Below are 18,521 nucleotides of genomic sequence, written 5' to 3'. Positions count from 1 at the left end.
CGGCCGTGCGTCTCGCCGCCTTCCGCCGTACGGCGCCGCCCGGCCCGCCCGCCTCCTGGGTGCCGGCCGCGCCGACCGAGGTCGCGCTCGTGCTGGGCGCGGGGGAGCACCTGCGCCTCCACCCGGTCGAGCCGGGCGTCAGCCTGGTCGCGCTGCTGGCGGCCGAGCGCACCGTCCGTGACGCGGTCGCCGAGCGGGCCGCCGCCTCCGACGGGCTCACCCTCGACGAGGTCGTGCTCGCCCCGCCCGTGCACCCGGTCGCCATGCGCGACTTCCTCACCTTCGAGTCCCACGTCGAGGGCATCGGCAAGGGCATGCAGGGCGACGCGGCCGTGCCCGACGAGTGGTACGCCGCACCCTCGTTCCTCTTCATGGCCCCGCACGCGGTGCACGGTGCGTACGACGACGTGGTCACCCAGCCGGACACCGAGCGGCTCGACTTCGAGCTCGAGCTGGCGGCGGTGATCTGCCGCGACGTGCGCAACGCGACGCCGGAGCAGGCACGGGCTGCGATCGGCGGCTACTGCGTGATGAACGACTGGTCGGCGCGCGACGTGCAGGGCCGCGAGATGCGCCTGGGCCTGGGCCCGTCGAAGGGCAAGGACTTCGCCACCACCATCGGCCCCTGGGTCGTCACGCCGGACGAGCTCGTCGAGCACCGCGACGCCGACGGCTTCCTCGACCTGGCGATGACGGTGCGCGTGAACGGCGTCGAGGTGGGCGCCGACCGCTCCGGCCACATGGGCTGGAGCTTCGAGCAGCTCGTCTCCTACGCCTCGCGCGCCTCCTGGGTGCGCGCCGGCGAGGTGCTGGCGTCGGGCACGTGCGGCACCGGCGCGCTCGCCGAGGCGTGGGGCCGCCGCGGCGAGCTGACGCCGCCGCCCCTGCAGGTCGGCGACGTGGTGGAGATGCAGATCGAGGGTGTCGGCGTGATCCGCAACCGGGTCGTCGCCGGCACCGAGAGCGTGCCCCCGATCCCGGCGGCACGTCGACGCGAGAGGGAGGCGGTCTGAGTGACCGAGCAGATCACGACCCGCAACCCGGCCACCGGGGCCGAGCTGGCGACGTACGGCGTGCACGACGAGACCGGCATCGAGACCCGGCTCGCGGCGGCGCACGCGGCGTACGGCGAGTGGTCGCAGCGGACCGTCGAGGAGCGCACCGGCCTGCTGCGCGACGTCGGGAAGCTGCTGACGGAGCGGCGTGAGGAGTACGCCGCGCTGGTCACCGCCGAGATGGGCAAGCCGCTGAAGGAGGCGCTGGCCGAGATCGACAAGTGCGCCTGGAACTGCACGGTCGTCGCCGACGCCGCCCCCGGCTGGCTGGCCGACCGCGAGATGGAGAGCGCGGCGCAGCGGTCGTGGGTCTCCTCGGAGCCGCTGGGCCTCGTGTTCGCGGTGATGCCGTGGAACTACCCGTTCTGGCAGGTGCTGCGGTTCGCGTGCGCCGCGCTGGTGGCGGGCAACGGCGCGGTGCTCAAGCACTCGCCGAACGTGACCGGCTCCGCGCTGGCGATCGAGCAGCTCTTCGCCGACGCCGGCGCCCCCGCGGGCCTGTTCGTGACGCTCGTGCTGGCCGAGGCGTCGCTCGCCGACACCATGCCGCGCGTGATCGGCGACCCTCGCGTCGCCGCCGTCACGCTGACCGGTAGCGAGCGGGCGGGGGAGGCGGTCGGTGCGCTCGCCGGACGTTTCTTGAAGAAGAGCGTGCTCGAGCTCGGCGGCTCCGACCCGTTCGTGGTGCTCGACGACGCCGACCTGGTGGCAGCCGCCGACGCGGCCGTGAAGTCGCGCTTCGGCAACGGCGGGCAGAGCTGCATCGCGGCCAAGCGCTTCATCGTCGCCGACGCGGTGGCCGACGACTTCGTCGCGCTGCTCGTCGAGCGGGTCGGCCTGCTGCAGGTCGGCGACCCCACCGCTCCCGGCACGACGGTGGGTCCGATGGCCCGCGCCGACCTGCGCGACGGCCTGCACCGCCAGGTCGAGGCGTCGATCGCCGAGGGCGCCGTGCTCGTCACCGGTGGCGAGCCGATCGAGCCCACCTACTACGCGCCCACCGTGCTCGACCACGTGCGGCCCGGCATGACCAGCTTCGACCAGGAGACCTTCGGCCCCGTCGCCTCGGTCGTGCGCGCCCGCGACGACGACCACGCGGTCGAGCTGGCGAACGACACGGAGTACGGCCTCGGCGCAGCGGTCTGGAGCCGCTCCGAGCGCGGCCTCGCGGTCGGTCGCCGGATCCGCTCGGGTGCGCTGTTCGTCAACGCGATGGTCGCCTCCGACCCACGGCTGCCGTTCGGCGGCATCGGGCGCAGCGGCTACGGCCGCGAGCTGGCCGGCGAGGGCACGCGCGAGTTCACCAACCAGCGCACCGTCTTCGTCGGGGGCGCGTCGTGACGCCCGTGCTCACCGCGCCCGTGCTCGACCACGTCGGGCTCAGCGTCGGCGACCTGCCGGCCATGAGCGCCTGGTACGCCGCGGCGTTCGGGCTGGCGGTCGACCTCGAGTTCACGGTGGCCGAGGTCGGCCTGAGCGGCACGATGCTGCGCAGCCCCGAGGGCTTCCGCATCGAGCTGCTCGCCCGCGCCGGCTCCACCCCGGGCCTCCAGCCCGGCAGCGCCGCCGAGGCCGCGCTCACCCGCGGCTTCGGCCACGTCGCCTTCGACGTGCCGGACGTCGACACCACGTACGACGCGCTGCTCGCCGCCGGCGCGACCGACCGGATGTCGCCGCGCCCCTCGCCCGAGCCCGGCGTACGGATGGCCTTCGTCGCCGACCCCGAGGGCAACCTCGTGGAGCTGCTCGACCGCACATCGTCCTCGGTGGTTGAGGAAGGCGCGCCAGCGCCTGTCTCGAAACCACGCTCGGAGGTCCGGGCATGACCGGGCGTCTCGCCGGCAAGATCGCCCTCATCACGGGCGTCGGCGGCGGCATGGGCGTCGCGGCGGCGCACCGGTTCGCGGCCGAGGGCGCGAGGGTCGTCGGCTGCGACCTCGACGCCGAGCGCGCGGCCCTCACCGAGAAGGCGGTGCGCGCCGCAGGCGGCGAGATCACCGTCATGGGCGGTGTCGACCTCGGTGACCCCGAGGCTGCCCGCGCCTGGGTGGACGCCGCGGTCGCGACGTACGACGGCATCGACGTGCTCTACAACAACGCCTCGACGCAGCGGTTCGGCTCGATCGAGGAGCTGGGCGTCGAGGGCTGGGACTTCACGATGCGCAACGAGCTCGACCTCGTCTTCTACACGGTGCGGGCGGCGTGGCCGCACCTGAAGGCGTACGGCGGGGGCTCGATCGTCAACGTCGGCTCCATCGCCGGCATGCGGGGCGTCGAGTTCATGCCGCAGAACGCCCACAGCGCCGCGAAGGGCGGCGTGATCGCGCTGACGCTGCAGCTGGTCGTGGAGGGCGGGCCGCACGGCATCCGCGCCAACGTGGTCAGCCCCGGCATGACCGAGACCCCCAACACCGCGCCGCTCCTGGCCGACCCGCCGGAGCGGATGCGCCGGGTCGTGCTCGACCGCATCCCGCTCGGCCGCCACGGCCAGGCCGCCGACGTCGTCTCCGCCGCCCTCTTCCTCGCCTCCGACGAGTCGAGCTGGATCAGCGGCGCGAACCTCGTCGTCGACGGCGGCGCGTCGGTGCTCGGCTGATCCGTCTCGGTGGTCGAGGAGGTCGCGCAGCGACCGTCTCGAAACCCACCGCCCCATTCCAGAACTCCCACAGAGAGAACCCCGTCATGAGCCACCTGAACGAGCACGGCATCACGCACCTGCGGCACGTCGACCTGGCGGTGCCCGACTTCGAGACCCAGCGCACCTTCTACAAGGACACCTGGGGCCTCACCGAGACGGGCAAGGACGGCAACGTCTCCTACCTCGGCACCGAGGGCTCGCCGGAGCAGTACGTCATCCGGCTGCGCGAGGGCGACAAGCGCCTCGACCTCATCTCCTTCGGCGCCACCGACGCCGCCGCGGTCGACGCGCTGGCGCAGAAGCTGGGCACCCAGGGCGTCCAGCTGGTCACGGAGCCGGGCGCGCTGCAGACGGCGGGCGGCGGCTACGGCTTCCGCTTCTTCGACATCGACGGCCGCACGATCGAGATCTCCAGCGACGTCGAGACCCGCCAGCACCGCGCGATCGAGGAGGGCGAGGCCATCCCGGTGCGCATCTCGCACGCGGTGATGAACTCGAACGACCCGAACCGCACCCGCGACTTCTACTCGAACGTGCTCGGCTTCAAGCTCTCGGACACGCTCTGGGGCGAGCACATGGGCGAGATGATGCACTTCATGCGGTGCAACGACTGGCACCACAGCCTGGCGATCGCCCGCGGCCCGCACACGTCGGTGCACCACGTGTCGTTCGAGATGCGCGGCCTGGACGAGTACATGCGGGGCACCGGCCGCGTCATGCGCGCGGGCGTGAAGAAGATCTGGGGCCCGGGTCGCCACAACGCCGGCAACAACACCTTCAGCTACTTCCTCGACCCGAGCGGCAACACGATGGAGTACACGACCGAGCTCGAGAAGATCGAGACCGACCAGTGGCACCCCAGCGTCTACGACATCGCCGACCCGATGACGCAGGACCAGTGGGGCACCTCCGACCCGATGAGCGAGATCATCGCCCGCGACTCCTTCAACGACCCCGACCGCGGCGTCTTCGTCGCGCCCCCGGTCTGACTGGTCGGTGGTTGAGGCGCGCATCCCCGGTGGTTGAGGAGGTTGCGCAGCAACCGTCTCGAAACCACACCCCCCGCTCACGAAAGCGATGCAGATGAAGCTCGACAACAAGGTCGTCGTCGTCACCGGTGCGGCGCGGGGCCAGGGCGCGGCGGAGGTCGAGGCCCTGGCCCGCGAGGGAGCGACGGTGGTCGCGACCGACGTGCTCGACGAGGACGGCACCACCCTCGCCAAGACGCTCACCGCCGACGGTCTCGACGTCGCCTACCGCTCGCTCGACGTACGCTCCGCCCCCGGCTGGGAGGCGCTGGCGGCCGAGCTGGGGGAGCGGTACGGCGCGGTGCACGGCCTGGTCAACAACGCCGGCGTCGCGGCGCGCGAGCGCCTGCCCCACGTGTCGCTGGACGCCTGGGAGCGGACGTTCGCCATCAACGTCACCGGCCCGATGCTGGGCATCCAGGCGCTGGTGCCGCTGATGGGCCCGGGCGCTTCGATCGTCAACATCTGCTCGGTCGCGGCGATGGCGGGGCACGCGGCGGCGGCGTACACCTCGAGCAAGTGGGCCCTGCGGGGCCTGACGCGGACGGCGTCGCTCGAGCTCGGCGCACGCGGCATCCGCGTCAACGCGGTGATGCCCGGGCTCGTCGACACCCCGCTCATGGCGTCGGCCTCGCCGGCGTTTCATGACGCGGCGCTGGCGGAGATCCCCCTGGGCCGCATCGGCCTGCCCGCCGACATCGCGCCGACGATCGTCTTCCTGCTCTCCGACGACAGCGCCTACTACAACGGCGCCGAGCTCGTCATCGACGGCGGGCTCACCGCCCACGTCTCCCACAAGGGCATCGCGGACGCGACCCGCCCCACCACCCCCGAAGGACCCCGATGAAGCTCGCCTCCGTCCGCGACGGCGACGCCGTGCGCGGCGTCGTGGTCGACGGCGACACCGTCTTCGCCCTGCCCGACGGCCTCTCGGTCGGCGAGGTCGTGGCGGGTGGTCTCGACCGTGCGCTCGAGACGGGGCGTACGGCGCTCCGCGGCCCCGGCGTCCCGCTCGCGTCGGTGACCCTGACGCTGCCCTACCGGCCGCCGAGCGTCCGCGACTTCGTGACGTTCGAGAGCCACGTGGAGGGGGTGCGCAAGAGCGTCGACGGCAAGGAGGGCGTGCCGGAGGCCTGGTACGACAACCCCCACTTCTACTTCACGAACCCGCACGCGCTCTACGGACCGGGGGAGCCGATCCGCGCCCCCCGCTCCTCGCGCGCCCTGGACTTCGAGCTGGAGGTCGGCGCCGTGCTCGGCCGCACGGGCTCGGACCTCACCGAGGTCGAGGCGAAGGACGCGATCTTCGGCTACACGATCGTCAACGACTGGTCGGCGCGCGACCTGCAGGCCCGAGAGATGACCATCGGGCTGGGCCCGGCCAAGGGGAAGGACTTCGCGACCTCGATCGGCCCGTGGATCGTGACGGCCGACGAGCTGGAGCCCTTCCACGACGCTGGCGGCTTCCTCGACCTCGACTGCCGCGCCTACGTCAACGACGAGCTCATCGGCCACGACCGCCTCAGCAACATGCACTGGACCTTCGCGCAGATGATCGCCTACGCCTCGAGGGACTCCGTGGTGCTGGCGGGCGACCTGCTTGCCTCCGGCACGACGGGCGGCGGCGGGTGCTTGGCGGAGCTGTGGGGGAGGCGCGGGGAGCAGGTGCCGGCGCCGGTGGAGGTGGGTGACCGGGTGGTGATGATGGTTGAGGGGCTGGGGGAGTTGAGCGCTCCCTCATCTGATTGAGACGCGGAGGCGGGGCGGGTCAGGGATGGGCTCTGGATTCGGTGATTGGGTTCGCTGGGGATGTCGCTGTCAATCCAGGCCGCTGGGACGCGGGCCGGTCCGTCTAGCGGGGATCGGATCGTCGACCTAGTTTGACCCTGCGCGGTCCTCGGTGCGAGTCACAGCTCCGCCTGCGTTGTCCACGACCTCGAAACGCAGATTTGCCAGGCTCAAGAACCACGCAACCAAGTAGGGTCCTGCTACGAGTTCTGCAGAGGAGTGGGATGACGAAGGACGAAGTGCTCGCTAGTAAGCAGTACCTCAGCGCGATTGGCCATTGGCCCAAGATTCCTGCACGCGCCAACCCAGAGCGCTGGCTGAACGGCTTTAACGCCGAAGACGTCGATCACGCGGCGTCGCTGCTCGAGTCTTTGGTCTACTTCAGCATGGAGCAGACCACAAAGTTGTGCACCTCGCTTTTTCACTCTCTCTCGAGCGAGGTAGCTGCTGGCCTGTCCACTTACGCGGAGCGGAAATCGGTGTGGAGCGCATTCGTCGCAGACTGCCTTGTGACTTTCCCGACTGGCGAGAGACCAAACCCGACCGACTCTGGTCACACTTTTGCTCGCCTGGCGCGGCAGGAACTCGGAATCGACGAAGTTCGGTTCATGTACCCCGAAGAGGTCTTGGAGCGGCTGTACCGAGGTGAGCGCCGACCGATTGTAATGGTCGACGATTTTGCAGGATCGGGTGACCAGTTCATAAAAACCTGGACACGGTTCTATTCAATGCCGGACGGCTCCCATACATCCTTCGAAGAGATTGCTAAGATTTCGCCAGTCGAGGCCTTCTATATTCCGGCCGTTGCCACCGCGTACGCTTTTACTCGAATCGAGGCTCACTGCACTTTGGCCCATCTTCGAACTGCGCACCTCCTGGCGGACAATTACTCGGCCGTTCACCCCGATACGGTTGTTTTTCCCGATGAACTTCAGGCTGGGGCTCGAGACTTCGTGGCTCGGTGCAGCACGCAAGCAAGTATCAATCCGACAATGGAACTCGGGTGGCATGATTTGGCCCTGGCTATCGCATTTGAGCACTCCGTCCCTGATGCCACCTTGCCCATTCTATGGGCGGATACGCCCACCTGGAATTCACTTCTGAGGCGGTCATGAAGACCGACGGAAGTGCTGCAGTGCGGGCGCAGCGACTCAATGAAGTGTTCGGCGGCATGCGCGCAGAGTACTTTCGCGCAGACATCTACGAGTTGTTTGCGAAGCCCACCTATTGGCCAGAATTGTTGACGCGGCGTCCGTGTTTGTTGGTCGGGGGGCGGGGAACCGGAAAGACGACGGCGCTGCGTGGACTGTCCTACGAGGGACTCAGCCGCCTGTCTGACGCCAGCATGTCCGACTGGACCCACGTCGGGGTCTACTGGCGGATCGATACAAATACCGTACGCGCCTTTCGAGGCGCCACCATGACCGAGGAGGAATGGTCAAGATACTTCGCCCACTACCTCAACATCGTCTTGGTTCAGTTGGTTGTCGAATTTCTCATTTGGGTCGACGAATCGAACCAAGAGTCGATAAAATTGGACACAGTCGAACTCGATCGCTGTTGCCGTGCCTTGCTAATCAAGCCAGTCTCCGGAGATCTCAGACTTTTGGCGGCCAGTCTAGATGATGCCTTAATCGACTTCGAAGCTGCTATAAACAACATCGGCTCCTCGGAGAAGCCCAAGGTCAGCATCCTTGCGCGCCCCGTCACTTACTTGACAAGGTCCTTAAACGCCGACTCTCGCCTAATTGGAAAGCCGGTTTTCTATCTTGTTGACGAATACGAAAATTTCGAAGACTACCAGCAACGAGTATTCAATACTCTTATCAAACATGCTGGCGATGAAGGGTACACGTTCAAAATCGGAATGAAAGCGACTGGTCATCGCGAACGCACTACCACTAATCCCGACGAAGTCCTAGTTGAACCGGCCGATTATGCGCTGATCGACATTGCAGAACGCCTCAAAGACGAAGATTTCGCCGAGTTTGCGAAGGCAGTCTGCACTGGGCGCTTGGCCCGGATTGCAGATGACCTGGGTGAGATCCAAAGCATGGAGGCGCTCCTGCCCTCTTTGTCGGAAGAAGCGGAAGCAGAATTGTTGGGAGCTTCAAGTAAACAACTTGCATTGCGTGGACGTCTGTCCGACGCGGGCGCAGTGGATGCTGAGTTGAACGCGCTCGATCGGATGTCGCCTCTTTCGGCCTACATGGTCGAGTACTGGGCCCGCTCACAGCGCTCCGATGAGCTCACCGTACTTCGTTCGGCGGTAGCTGAGCCAGCGCAGTGGGCAAACCGTATGAATAACTACCAGCACGCTGCTCTCTATACGCTCCGACGGGGGCGCCGCGGGATTAGTAAATACTACGCCGGTTGGAGTACGTACGTGTTACTAGCTGACGGCAACATTCGCTTCCTGCTTCAGCTGATAAACGAAGCATTGCAGGAACACTTGACCGATAAGCGATCCCTCAATACTCCCGTGACGGTTCAGACACAAACGGGTGCCGCCCAGGCCGTGGGGCGGCGCTTGGTCGAGCAACTTCAAGGGCTCTCCGCGCAGGGTGCGGATCTTACGCGGCTTGTTTTAAGTCTAGGTCGCGTATTCCAAGTGATGGCTGCCGACCCCGAGGGGCATACTCCTGAGGTTTCCCAGTTCCGAGTGCAGGCAGGTCAGGGAGAGCCTTACGATAGTTTCGCGGAGGATGTGCTTAATGCGGCGGTTATGCATCTCGCTGTTCGTAGGTTTCCTGGCGACAAGATGGCAGCCTCTTCGGGCGAGACGAAAGATTATAACTATCAGTTGCACCCCATTTTCGCACCCTTCTTTGTCTTCAGTTACCGCAGTAAACGGCGTATGGAGATCTCGTCAAAGGACGTTTACTCACTAGTTCGAACGCCGCGACCAGCGATCTTAGGAGTATTGGAGCGCAGCAGTAGGGCGATGCCCGAGGAACTTCCAGAACAGATGTCGCTTTTTCAGGAGTACTTCGGATGAGGCTTTTGAACGAGCCCCTCCTCACAACCGAGTTAGCGCCTGAGGACCTTATTTGCCCTCCTGACTCACTTTACCTTCACAGTCACGGCCCAGAGGAGCGTAGCCTCCTTCAAGATTCATGGGTTGCCTTGCAAATCGACACGCATTTCGTGCAGATTTTCGAGGCGGGTGAGGAAGCCATTGAGCTCGCTGGAATCTCCATCTCCCTCCGCGACCGAGGGGGGTTGAAATCGGCCCTCGATGGTAGGCCGGTGGTATATATTGATATAACCGGGATGACCTATTCGACTTGGGCTCCTCTACTTCAGGCGTCCTTGGAACTAGGTGGCGTGACTCGAGTTATATACCGCGAACCTCTCGACTACAGGAGAAGCGCAAACCCCACCCGGGGAATGATCTACGACCTGTCGGAGAGCATTGCTGGAATTGCACCTCTTCCAGGACTGGCTAATCTCCGCCTGCGAGCTCCGGCCGACAGCGTTTTCGTCCCGCTTCTAGGGTTCGAGGGTGCGCGTCTCGCGCATGTTCTCGAAAGCGCCGAACCCGCGAGCGAGCGAGTGGTCCCAGTGGTTGGTGCCCCAGGCTTCCGACCCGAGTACACAACCCAGGCGCTGTTAAGTGGGCGACTCACTCTAGAGCAGGACGGTCACTATTCCCGAATTCAGTTCGCCAAAGCGAACTGCCCTTTCGATCTATTTCATGAACTTGTGAAGATTCAAATGCACTTTGATAATGCGTTTCTGCGCGTTGCACCTGTGGGCACAAAACCGCATGGTCTTGGGGCTGTTCTATATGCCATCGCTCGTCCAGGCCGGGCTGAGATTGTGTACGACCACCCCATTCGGAAAAGTCGGCGCACATCTGGCCAGTCACGAGTTTGCCTCTACGAGGTGTCCCAGTTCGCCGAGTCGGATCTTTTCAGAGGTGTAGGCGACTATGCCTAGATTGGATCGAATGGACCGGTTGCGCGATGCTTTCTACACGCCCGATGTGCTGGCACAGAAGGTGCTAACTGCGGCAACAATTCGGCCGAGTTCCGTAATGGACCCCGCGGTTGGGGACGGCTCCCTACTTCGCGCGGCAATGTCGACCTGGCCAGACGTCCGCGTCTATGGATTAGATATCGATCTGGGCCAGATTGCGCGCACGCGAACCAGGTACCCGGATTGGACGCTTGAGCAAGTAGACATGTTCTCTGAGAGATCACGAGCGGCTAGTGCTACGTGGAAATCGACCGGTGCCAACATCGACCTCGTAGTTTTAAATCCGCCGTTCTCGTATCGCGGTGGGCAGTCAAAACGCGTGAGTTATGACGGGTCCGATTACGCGCTAACGCCGGCGTCCACATTCGTTGCTCAATCCATGACGCGACTTGCTCCCTCCGGGGAAGTGTTGGCTGTGCTCCCCGCTGGCATACTTTCGCTCGAGCGGGACGCCGACTTCTGGTCTGCTGTCGCCACGCACCGAACGGTCGAAACTGTTGCGGAGTTCTCGTCGACAGCGTTCAAAGGTACGCGAACGCGGTCGGTGCTGATCGCGATTCGACCTTCGATTTCACCCCGACCGGCGGCGGTTGTTGATCTGCCTTTGCGTGCGCACTCGTGCGTGGAACTAGTTCGCGGTCGAGTACCCGTACATTCGCTTGCGAAGTTTTCGCCGATCACTGAGTCGGCACCGTTTCTACACACGCGGGACCTGGCTGGTTTGGCTGACAGAGTTCCACCATTGCCTCAGGCCGCTTCGTCGCTGGCGACGGTTGGTCCTTTTGTTACGCTCCCGCGAGTTGGACGCGTGCGTGGAGAACATATCAGGCTAGTTCGCACGCCAAAGTCCCTAGTCTTGAGCGACTGCGTGTTCGCTCTTCGGACCGAAAACATAGCAAGTCTTGAGGTAATTCAAACGGTACTACTTGAGGGTCTACTCGAGCTCCAGCGTGAGTATGTGGGTGGATGCGCACCGTACTTGACAATCCGCCGACTGAAGCACTTTCTTGCTCAGCGTGGATATTGTTGTCACCACGTGCCTGCATCAGGTAGCTCTGCGCTTGCGCGCACCTCGAGTTGTGAATCGGACATGTCGCAAGTTCACGAGCGGTTGGGGATCTGAGGACGTGAGCTAGGTTCTCTCTGTGGAACAATGACGGACTGTAGGTTGAGCGGTCGGGATGCGAGGCTAGCCGTTGAGTCCGCTTCCGCTCATTTGATGAGCCCGAGAGTTGCAGGTTGACACGGGGCGGGATCGCGGTACTACTGCGCAGTTGCCAGTCCACCTCGCGCCGTTTCGACGGTTGAACGCCCTTCTGAACGGCGCCCTTCTTCAGGTTGGTCATAGGACTCTGCTATGGGCTGGGGGGACTCGACGGATGTTCGACCCGTTAGTACGGTTTGAGGAATGTCATAGCGGTGGGGCTATGGGTCGCCCACAATAGGGCTCATGGGTCACGTTCAGATTTTGGCCGGCGCGATGGGGATCGCTTCTTGGCGTGCGCGATCCGCCCTGCGGTCCTACGCCTATGCCACAACTCGGCCGGCCACAGTACTCAAGAAGGTTGGCGCCGGTGCGACAACGGTGACTGCGAGTTCAACCGCATTGAATGAGGTCGGCGTCACCGACGCTGTGATGTCCACGTTATGGTGTCATAGTCCTCAGGACGCGACTTACGCGATCACATCCCAAGCTGAAGCCACGGTCCTAGGCGGCGATCTGGCCATCGTCGACGCCAGCAATGTTATACATGTGTACCAATCCAAGATTGTCGAATCTATTGACGCGGCCACTGACGAGTATGTCTTAAAATCTGCAGTGACTCACGCTCAAGCCTCGTTGCTAAACGGCGGGCTATTCAGTTGGAATGGACGTGTGCATTCGTTTCGAGGCTATCTTGCGCTCTACCAGCGACAACTTCGCGTCGTCCCCGGGACTGTCTCTCCCTCACGGTCGCAGTGGTGGAAGGACGCGGCAAAGTCGGAGGCGCCGCCTCGTCTTGGCGCTGTCTATTACTGGGACATGATGTCCGGTTCTGGAGGGAACCCTGACAGGATGGCGTCCGGTCGGGGCATAATGGCTGCCCCCATCCCCGTCGTTGATCCAACCAAAGCGACAGGGAGCAGCAGGGTGCCGGTGGCAAGTTCTTGGCCGTGGGAGTATGGCATAGCGAATGCTTGGAGAGGGCCCATGCCAACGGCATTTGACCAGAGCGGAATTACTTTGCCAATTAACTCATTGAATTTCGACGACATTAGCGCTGCGGATCGTCTAGGCAATGGTGTTCTGTTGCAGGAATCGCCAGAGGTATAGGCTGGCGATGATCGCCTAGATTTCGTTGCTAGGTTATTCGAGACTGTTAATGAAAGCCTGTCGTCCTCATTAACGGTGGTATTCGTATAGGAGTTTGAAACTTGATCCCACGGCCCTGAGTGATTAGTGGCAGCCATCACGACGTCGAACGGGGATGTTGAGACTGTTAGCCACTTATGCCATGGTTGATGGATGACAAAGGGAGGGCAGAAGACGTGACTGATGAAGTTGTCGAGGTGTTTTCGGGCGGGTGTCCGGAGGGCATCGAGAAGTATGTTTTTCAGATCACAGTGCACTTGCCTGACGAGAGTGCGGAAGAGATCCGCCGGCGCAGGCAAGGAACGGTTGTTGCGGAGTATCTCGGAGACAAGGCGGGCTCTTTAGACTATGGCTTGGGGCCCGGACCGTATGTCGCTGTCACTCGTGTTTGGACCGAGGAGAGGTTTCGTTGTCGGGGGTGTGCCAGTCAGATGGCCGCTGCGTTGATTAGCGCTTTCCCGACTCGTCAGATGGTGGACGGTGGAAATTCCAACAGTGCAGTTGGTGATTTTATCGTCGCCCGCCGTCGAATAGGAGAGATCGGTGGCAATTTGTAAGTTGGCCTGGCGCCGAGCCTCGACCGGTGATGCAGGCAGTGTCTCGCCGCAGTGCGCCTAGAGGTGCTGTCGATGCACAGTGCTTAGTGCTCGTGCCTGGCACAGCTTTACTCGCTTGCTCTCATCGTTCCGCGGGGCAGTCCAGAACACAGTTCGTGCTGCGCCAAACAACCGTAGTCTGATCGAGAAGAAGGCGGCGGTGCTCAACTGTCCGGGGTAGGCCGAAACACTCGGTGTGCCCATCGCCCTCCCCGATGCCCCCCATCACGACGTACTGGTTCCGCCCCGGCATGACCGGCGGCACAGTCGTCCTCGACCCACCCCCTGCCCGTGAGGACGGCGCCGTGTTCGAGTACTTCCCCGAGAACTACATCTGGAGCCTGGGCGTCGCGGCGACGCTCAACAGCGGCGGGATGATCGACGAGGTCGATCGGGCGTGTCGTCCGATCCGCGAGGCGGCGGGCAAGGGCGATGCCGGTACCCGCGACCTGATGCTGGCGTGGAAGCGCGTGGCCGACCAGGTCGCCGAGCAGGCGGAGGAGGCCGAGAAGGCCGGGCACCTGCGCACGGCGGGGCAGAAGTGGTTCCGGTCGGCGGCGTACGTGTGCCAGGCCGAGCGGATGCTCAGCTCCAAGGACCCCGAGCGGATCCCCTTCTACCAGCAGGGGCTCGACGCCCTGCAGCGCTCGTTCGACCTCATCGACCCGGCGACCACCCGCGTGGCCGTGCCGTTCGAGGGGGGCGAGCTGCCGGCGTACTTCATGAAGGCGCACCGCGCCAACGGCTCCCCGGCGCCGGTGATGATCATGTGGAACGGGCTCGACTCCACGAAGGAGCACATGTACTGCTCCGAGTGGCCCCAGGAGCTCGCCGCCCGCGGCATCTCCACGCTGATGGTCGACTGCCCCGGCAGCGGCGAGGCGCTCCGCTTCGCGGGCCTCACGAGCCGCGTCGAGAGCGAGGACTGGGCGAAGGCCTGCGTCGACTACCTCGAGACCCGCGACGACGTCGACGCCGACCGGCTCGGGCTCGTCGGCTGGTCGCTCGGCGGCTACTACGCGCCGCGTGCGGCGGCGTACGAGAAGCGTCTCAAGCTCGTCGTCGCCTGGGGCGCGAACCACAACTGGGGCGAGGTGCAGCGCCGCCGCCTCGAGCGCGAGGGCGAGAACCCGGTGCCGCACTACTGGGAGCACGTGCTCTGGGTGTGGGGCGAGACCGACGTCGACACCTTCGTCGAGAAGGCCGCCCGCGTGCAGCTCGACGGCGTCGTCGAGCAGATCACCTGCGCCTTCCTCATCACCCACGGCGAGAACGACCGCCAGATCCCCGTGGCCTACGCGCACCGCTCCTACGAGCAGGCCGTCAACGCCACCAAGCGCGACCTGCGCGTCTTCACGCCCGAGGAGGGCGCCACCGAGCACGTGGGCCTCGACCACCTGCCCCACGTCGGCGCGTTCACCGCCGACTGGATCGAGGACACGTTCCGCGAGCTCGACGAGGCAGCCGCCCGCGCGTGAGCGTCGCGCTGGCACCCGAGACCCACCCGCTGCGTTCCCTCGACCCCTCCGGAGGACCCCATGAGCACGATCACCGGCACGATGGCGACGGACCGCCCGGAGCGCTACGCCAAGCAGCTCACCAGCCACTGGTCGGCGCGCGGCCCGGTCACCGAGGAGGACGGCGCGCTCGTGCAGCGCTGGGAGGGCGGCCAGGTCATCGTGCTGCGCCCCGCCGGCGACCACCTCGCCGTCGAGGTCTCCGTCGCCGAGGGGGAGGACGCGCAGCAGTTCGCCGGCGTCGTCGCCCGGCACCTCGAGCGGTTCGGGCAGCGCGACGAGCTCACGGTGGTGTGGGCCGGCTGAGGTCGGCGCTCACGTCCCGGGCGCCGGACGTCGTTCGGCAAAGTCCGGGTTCGGCCACGCGCCCTGACCGTCGCGTGGGACGGTCAGCACCGTGACCTCCCTCCCGACCCGCCGCAGCGTGATCCGTGCCTCCGTCTGGGCCGTCCCGGCCGTCTCGATCGTGGCCGCCGCCCCGGCGTTCGCGGCCAGCGGGGCCCCCGCGCTGAGCGCCCGCTCGGACGGGTCCGAGCAGGATCCCGACAGCGGCGGCACCTTCTTCTTCGGCATCTACGCCACCAACACCGGCAGCGGCCCGATCCCGGCCGGCGGGCTGGTCGCCTTCCTCCCCGACAGCCAGGCCTACAGCTTCTCCGGCTACAGCGGGCTGCAGTGGAGCCACGGGTACGACGCCCTCAACGAGGTCACCACCTTCACCTACACCTCGGAGCTCGCCGCGGGGGCGGAGACCGAGGGACTGTCGCTGCTCATCAACCGCACCCGGTCGCCCGCGCCGACCGCCGCCCTGAGCGTGGTCGCGGCCGGCTACACCGACACGACCGTGCCGCTCGAGATCCTCTACTGATCGCGGCCGCGGGTCTCGCCGGCGGCTGAGCCGGGGCGCGCGACGTCGTACAGGCTGCGCTCGGCGGTCTCGACGAGCCGCCGCGCGACCTCGGCGGCGGTGAGCCCGCGCCCGGTGTGGAGCAGGTCGAAGCTGTCGAAGCTCGTGAGCACCCACAGGGTGTCGACGGCCGCCTCGGGGGTGACGTCGGGGCGCAGGAGGCCCGCCGCGTGCAGCAGCCGGACCAGCTCGACCATGCCCCCGGCGCGGTCCTCCTCGAGCGTCGCCACCGCGCCGCCGACGGCCTCGGTGTCGAGGGCGGCCATCGAGAACAGCGACCGCAGCACGTCGCGGTGGGTGGCGTAGAGCGCGGTGACGGCGGTGAAGCCGTCGCGCAGCCCCTGCGCCGGGTCCGGGTGCAGGATCGACGCCCGCACGCAGTCGAACCCGCCCCGCGTGAACAGGTCGTGGGCCAGCGCGCTGAACAGACCCGCGCGGGAGCCGAAGACGGCGTAGATGGTCGGCCGGGCCACGCGGGCCTCCCGCGCGATCCTGTCGAGGTTGACCGGCTCGGCGGGCGCGGCGCGCAGCCGGGCGTCGACCGCGTCGAGGATGCGGCGACGGGTCTGCTCCGCCGCCTCGGCGCGGAGGCCCTGCTCGTACTTACGTGTGGCCATCGTCTCCCATCCTACGGATGGTGACGGTCCGTCTTCTGGAATACAGTTCGTCACCGAATGTGGTCGAGCGCTCCGCTCTTCGTCCCGGCCGGCTGACCAGTGCCCCGGGCCTCTCCGCGCGTTCCGTGACCCAGAGACGAGATCCTTCGTGTCCTCCGTCCAGACCCCTCCCGCCGCGGCCACCGCCGCCGTACCCCACCCGCACCACGCCGCCCGCTGGCTGATCCTCGGCGTCATCGCGCTCGCGCAGCTGATGGTCGTGCTCGACTCGTCGATCGTGAACATCGCGCTGCCGAACGCGCAGAGCGACCTGTCGTTCGGCGACGAGAGCCGCCAGTGGATCGTCACCGCCTACGCCCTCGGCTTCGGCTCGCTCCTGCTGCTCGGCGGTCGGCTCAGCGACGTCGTCGGCCGCAAGCCCATGTTCATCGCCGGCCTGCTCGGGTTCGCGGTCGCCTCGGCCCTCGGCGGCGCGGCGACCAGCTTCGAGCTGCTCGTCGCAGCCCGGGGCGCCCAGGGCGTCTCGGCCGCGCTGCTCGCGCCAGCCGCGCTCTCGCTGCTGACCGTGATCTTCGTCGACGCCAAGGAGCGGGCCACGGCGTTCGCCGTGTTCGCCGCCGTCTCGGGCGCGGGCGGCGCCGTCGGCGTCATCCTCGGCGGGGCGCTCACCGAGTACCTCTCGTGGCGCTGGTGCATGTACGTCAACGTGCCGATCGCCGTCGTCGCCCTGCTCGGCGCGCTCGCGCTGCTGAAGAAGGAGCCCCGCGCCGAGCGCGGCGGCCGCATCGACGCCCCGGGCACGATCGTCGTCGTGGCCGGCCTCGTGGCGCTGGTCTACGGCCTCGCCGAGGCCGAGGTGAAGGGCTGGGGGAGCGCGACCACGCTCGGCTTCATCGCCCTCGGCGTCGTGCTGCTCGCCGTCTTCGTCGCGATCGAGACGCGCGTCGCGCACCCGCTGCTGCCCCTGCGCGTCGTGCGCGACCGCACCCGCGGCGGCTCGTTCGTCGCCGTCGGCGTCGTGGGCATCGGGTTCTTCTCGGTCTTCCTCTTCATGACCTTCTACCTCAGCACCGTCGCGGGCTTCGGTCCGCTCAAGACCGGCCTCGCGTTCCTGCCCCTCATCGCGGGCGTCACGGTCGCCGCGGGCGTCTCGAGCCCGCTGGTCGGCAGGATCGGCCCCAAGCTGCCGATCGCGTCCGGGTTCGTGCTGGCCGCCGTCGGCATGTTCGTGCTCTCGCGCCTGGGCCTCGACAGCGGCTACGTCATCCACGTGCTGCCCGCGTTCATCGTGGTCGGCGTCGGGTTCGGGTTCGTCGTCGCGCCGGGCTTCAGCGCCGCGACGTACGGCGTCGACCCCGACGACGCCGGCGTCGCCTCGGCGATGGTCAACACGGCCCAGCAGATCGGCGGCTCCATCGGCATCGCCGTGCTGAGCGCGCTGGCGTCGTCGGCCGCGACGGACTTCCTCGTCGGGCGTGACCCGTCGGGCGTGAACGCGGCGCTCGCCGCCGTCGAGAGCTACACCACCGCGTTCTGGTGGACCGGCGCCATGTTCGTCGCCGCCGCGGTCGTCTGCGGCGCGCTCCTGCGCCACGGCGCGATCGAGACCGACGGGGATGCGCCTCGCGCGATGCACTGAGGTAGTGCGGTCGGCGCCCGCAGGTCAGTCCCTCGGGCCCCCGTGCATCAAGCCGTCGAGCGCCCCGGCGGGCAGCGAGGCGGTGAGCTGGTCGTCGTACACGCCGTCGACCAGCACGAAGACGACGCGGGCGGTGACGTCGCCGCGGTTCGCCCAGGCGTGGTCGGTGCCGCGCTGCACCACGACGTCGCCTGCCTGCAGCGTGACCTCGGAGTCGTCGAGCACGAGCGTGATCTCGCCCTCGAGCACGATGCCGTAGTCGATCGTGGCGGTGCGGTGCACGGGGGACTGGAGGCCGCGCTCGTCGAGGTGGCCGGGGGCGAACTCGTTGACGCGGATCTTCGTGCCCAGCTTCGGCGGCGGCACGGTGAGGTCGCGCTCGGTGGGGTCGATCGCCTCCCG

The 18,521-nt window shown here is 66.5% G+C and carries 16 protein-coding genes; 14 read left to right on the top strand and 2 right to left on the bottom strand.

The annotated features are described in order from the left end of the window. The first annotated feature begins 5 nt into the window (after window positions 1–5). The 13 genes from K329_RS0114605 (at window position 6) to K329_RS0114555 (ending at window position 15,824) form a co-directional block, all read left to right on the top strand. Entirely contained in the window at window positions 6–1,013 is a 1,008-nt protein-coding gene (locus K329_RS0114605) for a fumarylacetoacetate hydrolase family protein (RefSeq protein ID WP_245596567.1), read from the top strand. Then, the gene (locus tag K329_RS0114600; RefSeq protein ID WP_028473629.1) at window positions 1,014–2,396 is read left to right on the top strand and encodes an NAD-dependent succinate-semialdehyde dehydrogenase; all 1,383 of its coding nucleotides are present in this window, start codon (window positions 1,014–1,016) and stop codon (window positions 2,394–2,396) included. Further along, on the top strand, window positions 2,393–2,881 hold the full coding sequence (locus K329_RS27000; protein ID WP_245596566.1) for a VOC family protein: 489 nt from the start codon (window positions 2,393–2,395) through the stop codon (window positions 2,879–2,881). The genes K329_RS0114600 and K329_RS27000 overlap by 4 nt, the downstream gene beginning before the upstream one ends. Then, the gene (locus K329_RS0114590; RefSeq protein ID WP_028473628.1) at window positions 2,878–3,651 is read left to right on the top strand and encodes an SDR family NAD(P)-dependent oxidoreductase; all 774 of its coding nucleotides are present in this window, start codon (window positions 2,878–2,880) and stop codon (window positions 3,649–3,651) included. The genes K329_RS27000 and K329_RS0114590 overlap by 4 nt, the downstream gene beginning before the upstream one ends. 86 nt (window positions 3,652–3,737) lie before the next feature. Next, window positions 3,738–4,682: a VOC family protein gene (locus tag K329_RS0114585; protein ID WP_043643744.1), complete on the top strand. Its 945-nt coding sequence runs from the start codon at window positions 3,738–3,740 to the stop codon at window positions 4,680–4,682. Window positions 4,683–4,770: 88 nt separating this feature from the next. Continuing rightward, window positions 4,771–5,568: an SDR family NAD(P)-dependent oxidoreductase gene (locus tag K329_RS0114580; RefSeq protein ID WP_043643742.1), complete on the top strand. Its 798-nt coding sequence runs from the start codon at window positions 4,771–4,773 to the stop codon at window positions 5,566–5,568. Further along, entirely contained in the window at window positions 5,565–6,470 is a 906-nt protein-coding gene (locus K329_RS26995; protein ID WP_043643741.1) for a fumarylacetoacetate hydrolase family protein, read from the top strand. Before K329_RS0114580 ends, K329_RS26995 begins: the two co-directional genes overlap by 4 nt. Before the next feature lie 263 nt (window positions 6,471–6,733). Next, on the top strand, window positions 6,734–7,624 hold the full coding sequence (locus K329_RS30955) for a phosphoribosyltransferase-like protein (RefSeq protein WP_157571747.1): 891 nt from the start codon (window positions 6,734–6,736) through the stop codon (window positions 7,622–7,624). After that, complete coding sequence (locus K329_RS30950; RefSeq protein ID WP_157571746.1) at window positions 7,621–9,507, top strand: ORC-CDC6 family AAA ATPase; 1,887 nt, start codon at window positions 7,621–7,623, stop codon at window positions 9,505–9,507. Before K329_RS30955 ends, K329_RS30950 begins: the two co-directional genes overlap by 4 nt. A 936-nt stretch (window positions 9,508–10,443) precedes the next feature. After that, window positions 10,444–11,613, top strand: coding sequence for an N-6 DNA methylase (locus K329_RS32105; RefSeq protein WP_084541312.1), 1,170 nt, complete (start codon window positions 10,444–10,446; stop codon window positions 11,611–11,613). Between the two features lie 2,131 nt (window positions 11,614–13,744). Continuing rightward, the gene (locus K329_RS0114565) at window positions 13,745–14,917 is read left to right on the top strand and encodes an alpha/beta hydrolase family protein (RefSeq protein ID WP_028473625.1); all 1,173 of its coding nucleotides are present in this window, start codon (window positions 13,745–13,747) and stop codon (window positions 14,915–14,917) included. Window positions 14,918–14,977: 60 nt separating this feature from the next. Then, the gene (locus tag K329_RS0114560; RefSeq protein WP_028473624.1) at window positions 14,978–15,262 is read left to right on the top strand and encodes a DUF2218 domain-containing protein; all 285 of its coding nucleotides are present in this window, start codon (window positions 14,978–14,980) and stop codon (window positions 15,260–15,262) included. A gap of 91 nt (window positions 15,263–15,353) precedes the next feature. Next, window positions 15,354–15,824, top strand: a complete 471-nt coding sequence (locus K329_RS0114555) for a hypothetical protein (RefSeq protein WP_028473623.1) — start codon at window positions 15,354–15,356, stop codon at window positions 15,822–15,824. Here K329_RS0114555 and K329_RS26990 read toward each other — a convergent pair. Further along, window positions 15,818–16,480 carry a TetR/AcrR family transcriptional regulator gene (locus K329_RS26990; protein ID WP_052336926.1) on the bottom strand — a complete coding sequence of 221 codons (663 nt, stop codon included), beginning with the start codon at window positions 16,478–16,480 and terminating at the stop codon, window positions 15,818–15,820. The genes K329_RS0114555 and K329_RS26990 overlap by 7 nt on opposite strands. 148 nt (window positions 16,481–16,628) lie before the next feature. Between K329_RS26990 and K329_RS0114545 the strand changes: the two genes are divergently transcribed. Continuing rightward, complete coding sequence (locus K329_RS0114545) at window positions 16,629–18,119, top strand: MFS transporter (protein ID WP_028473622.1); 1,491 nt, start codon at window positions 16,629–16,631, stop codon at window positions 18,117–18,119. Window positions 18,120–18,143: 24 nt separating this feature from the next. Here the strand turns inward: K329_RS0114545 and K329_RS29665 are convergent. Continuing rightward, the coding region (locus tag K329_RS29665; RefSeq protein WP_157571745.1) for a cupin domain-containing protein at window positions 18,144–18,521 on the bottom strand (378 nt) is incomplete at its 5' end.

It is taken from the genome of Nocardioides alkalitolerans DSM 16699 (assembly GCF_000426525.1).
GTDB lineage: Bacteria > Actinomycetota > Actinomycetes > Propionibacteriales > Nocardioidaceae > Nocardioides > Nocardioides alkalitolerans.
Note: the sequence above shows the minus strand (reverse complement) of the source record. Positions and strands in the feature narration are given on the sequence as shown.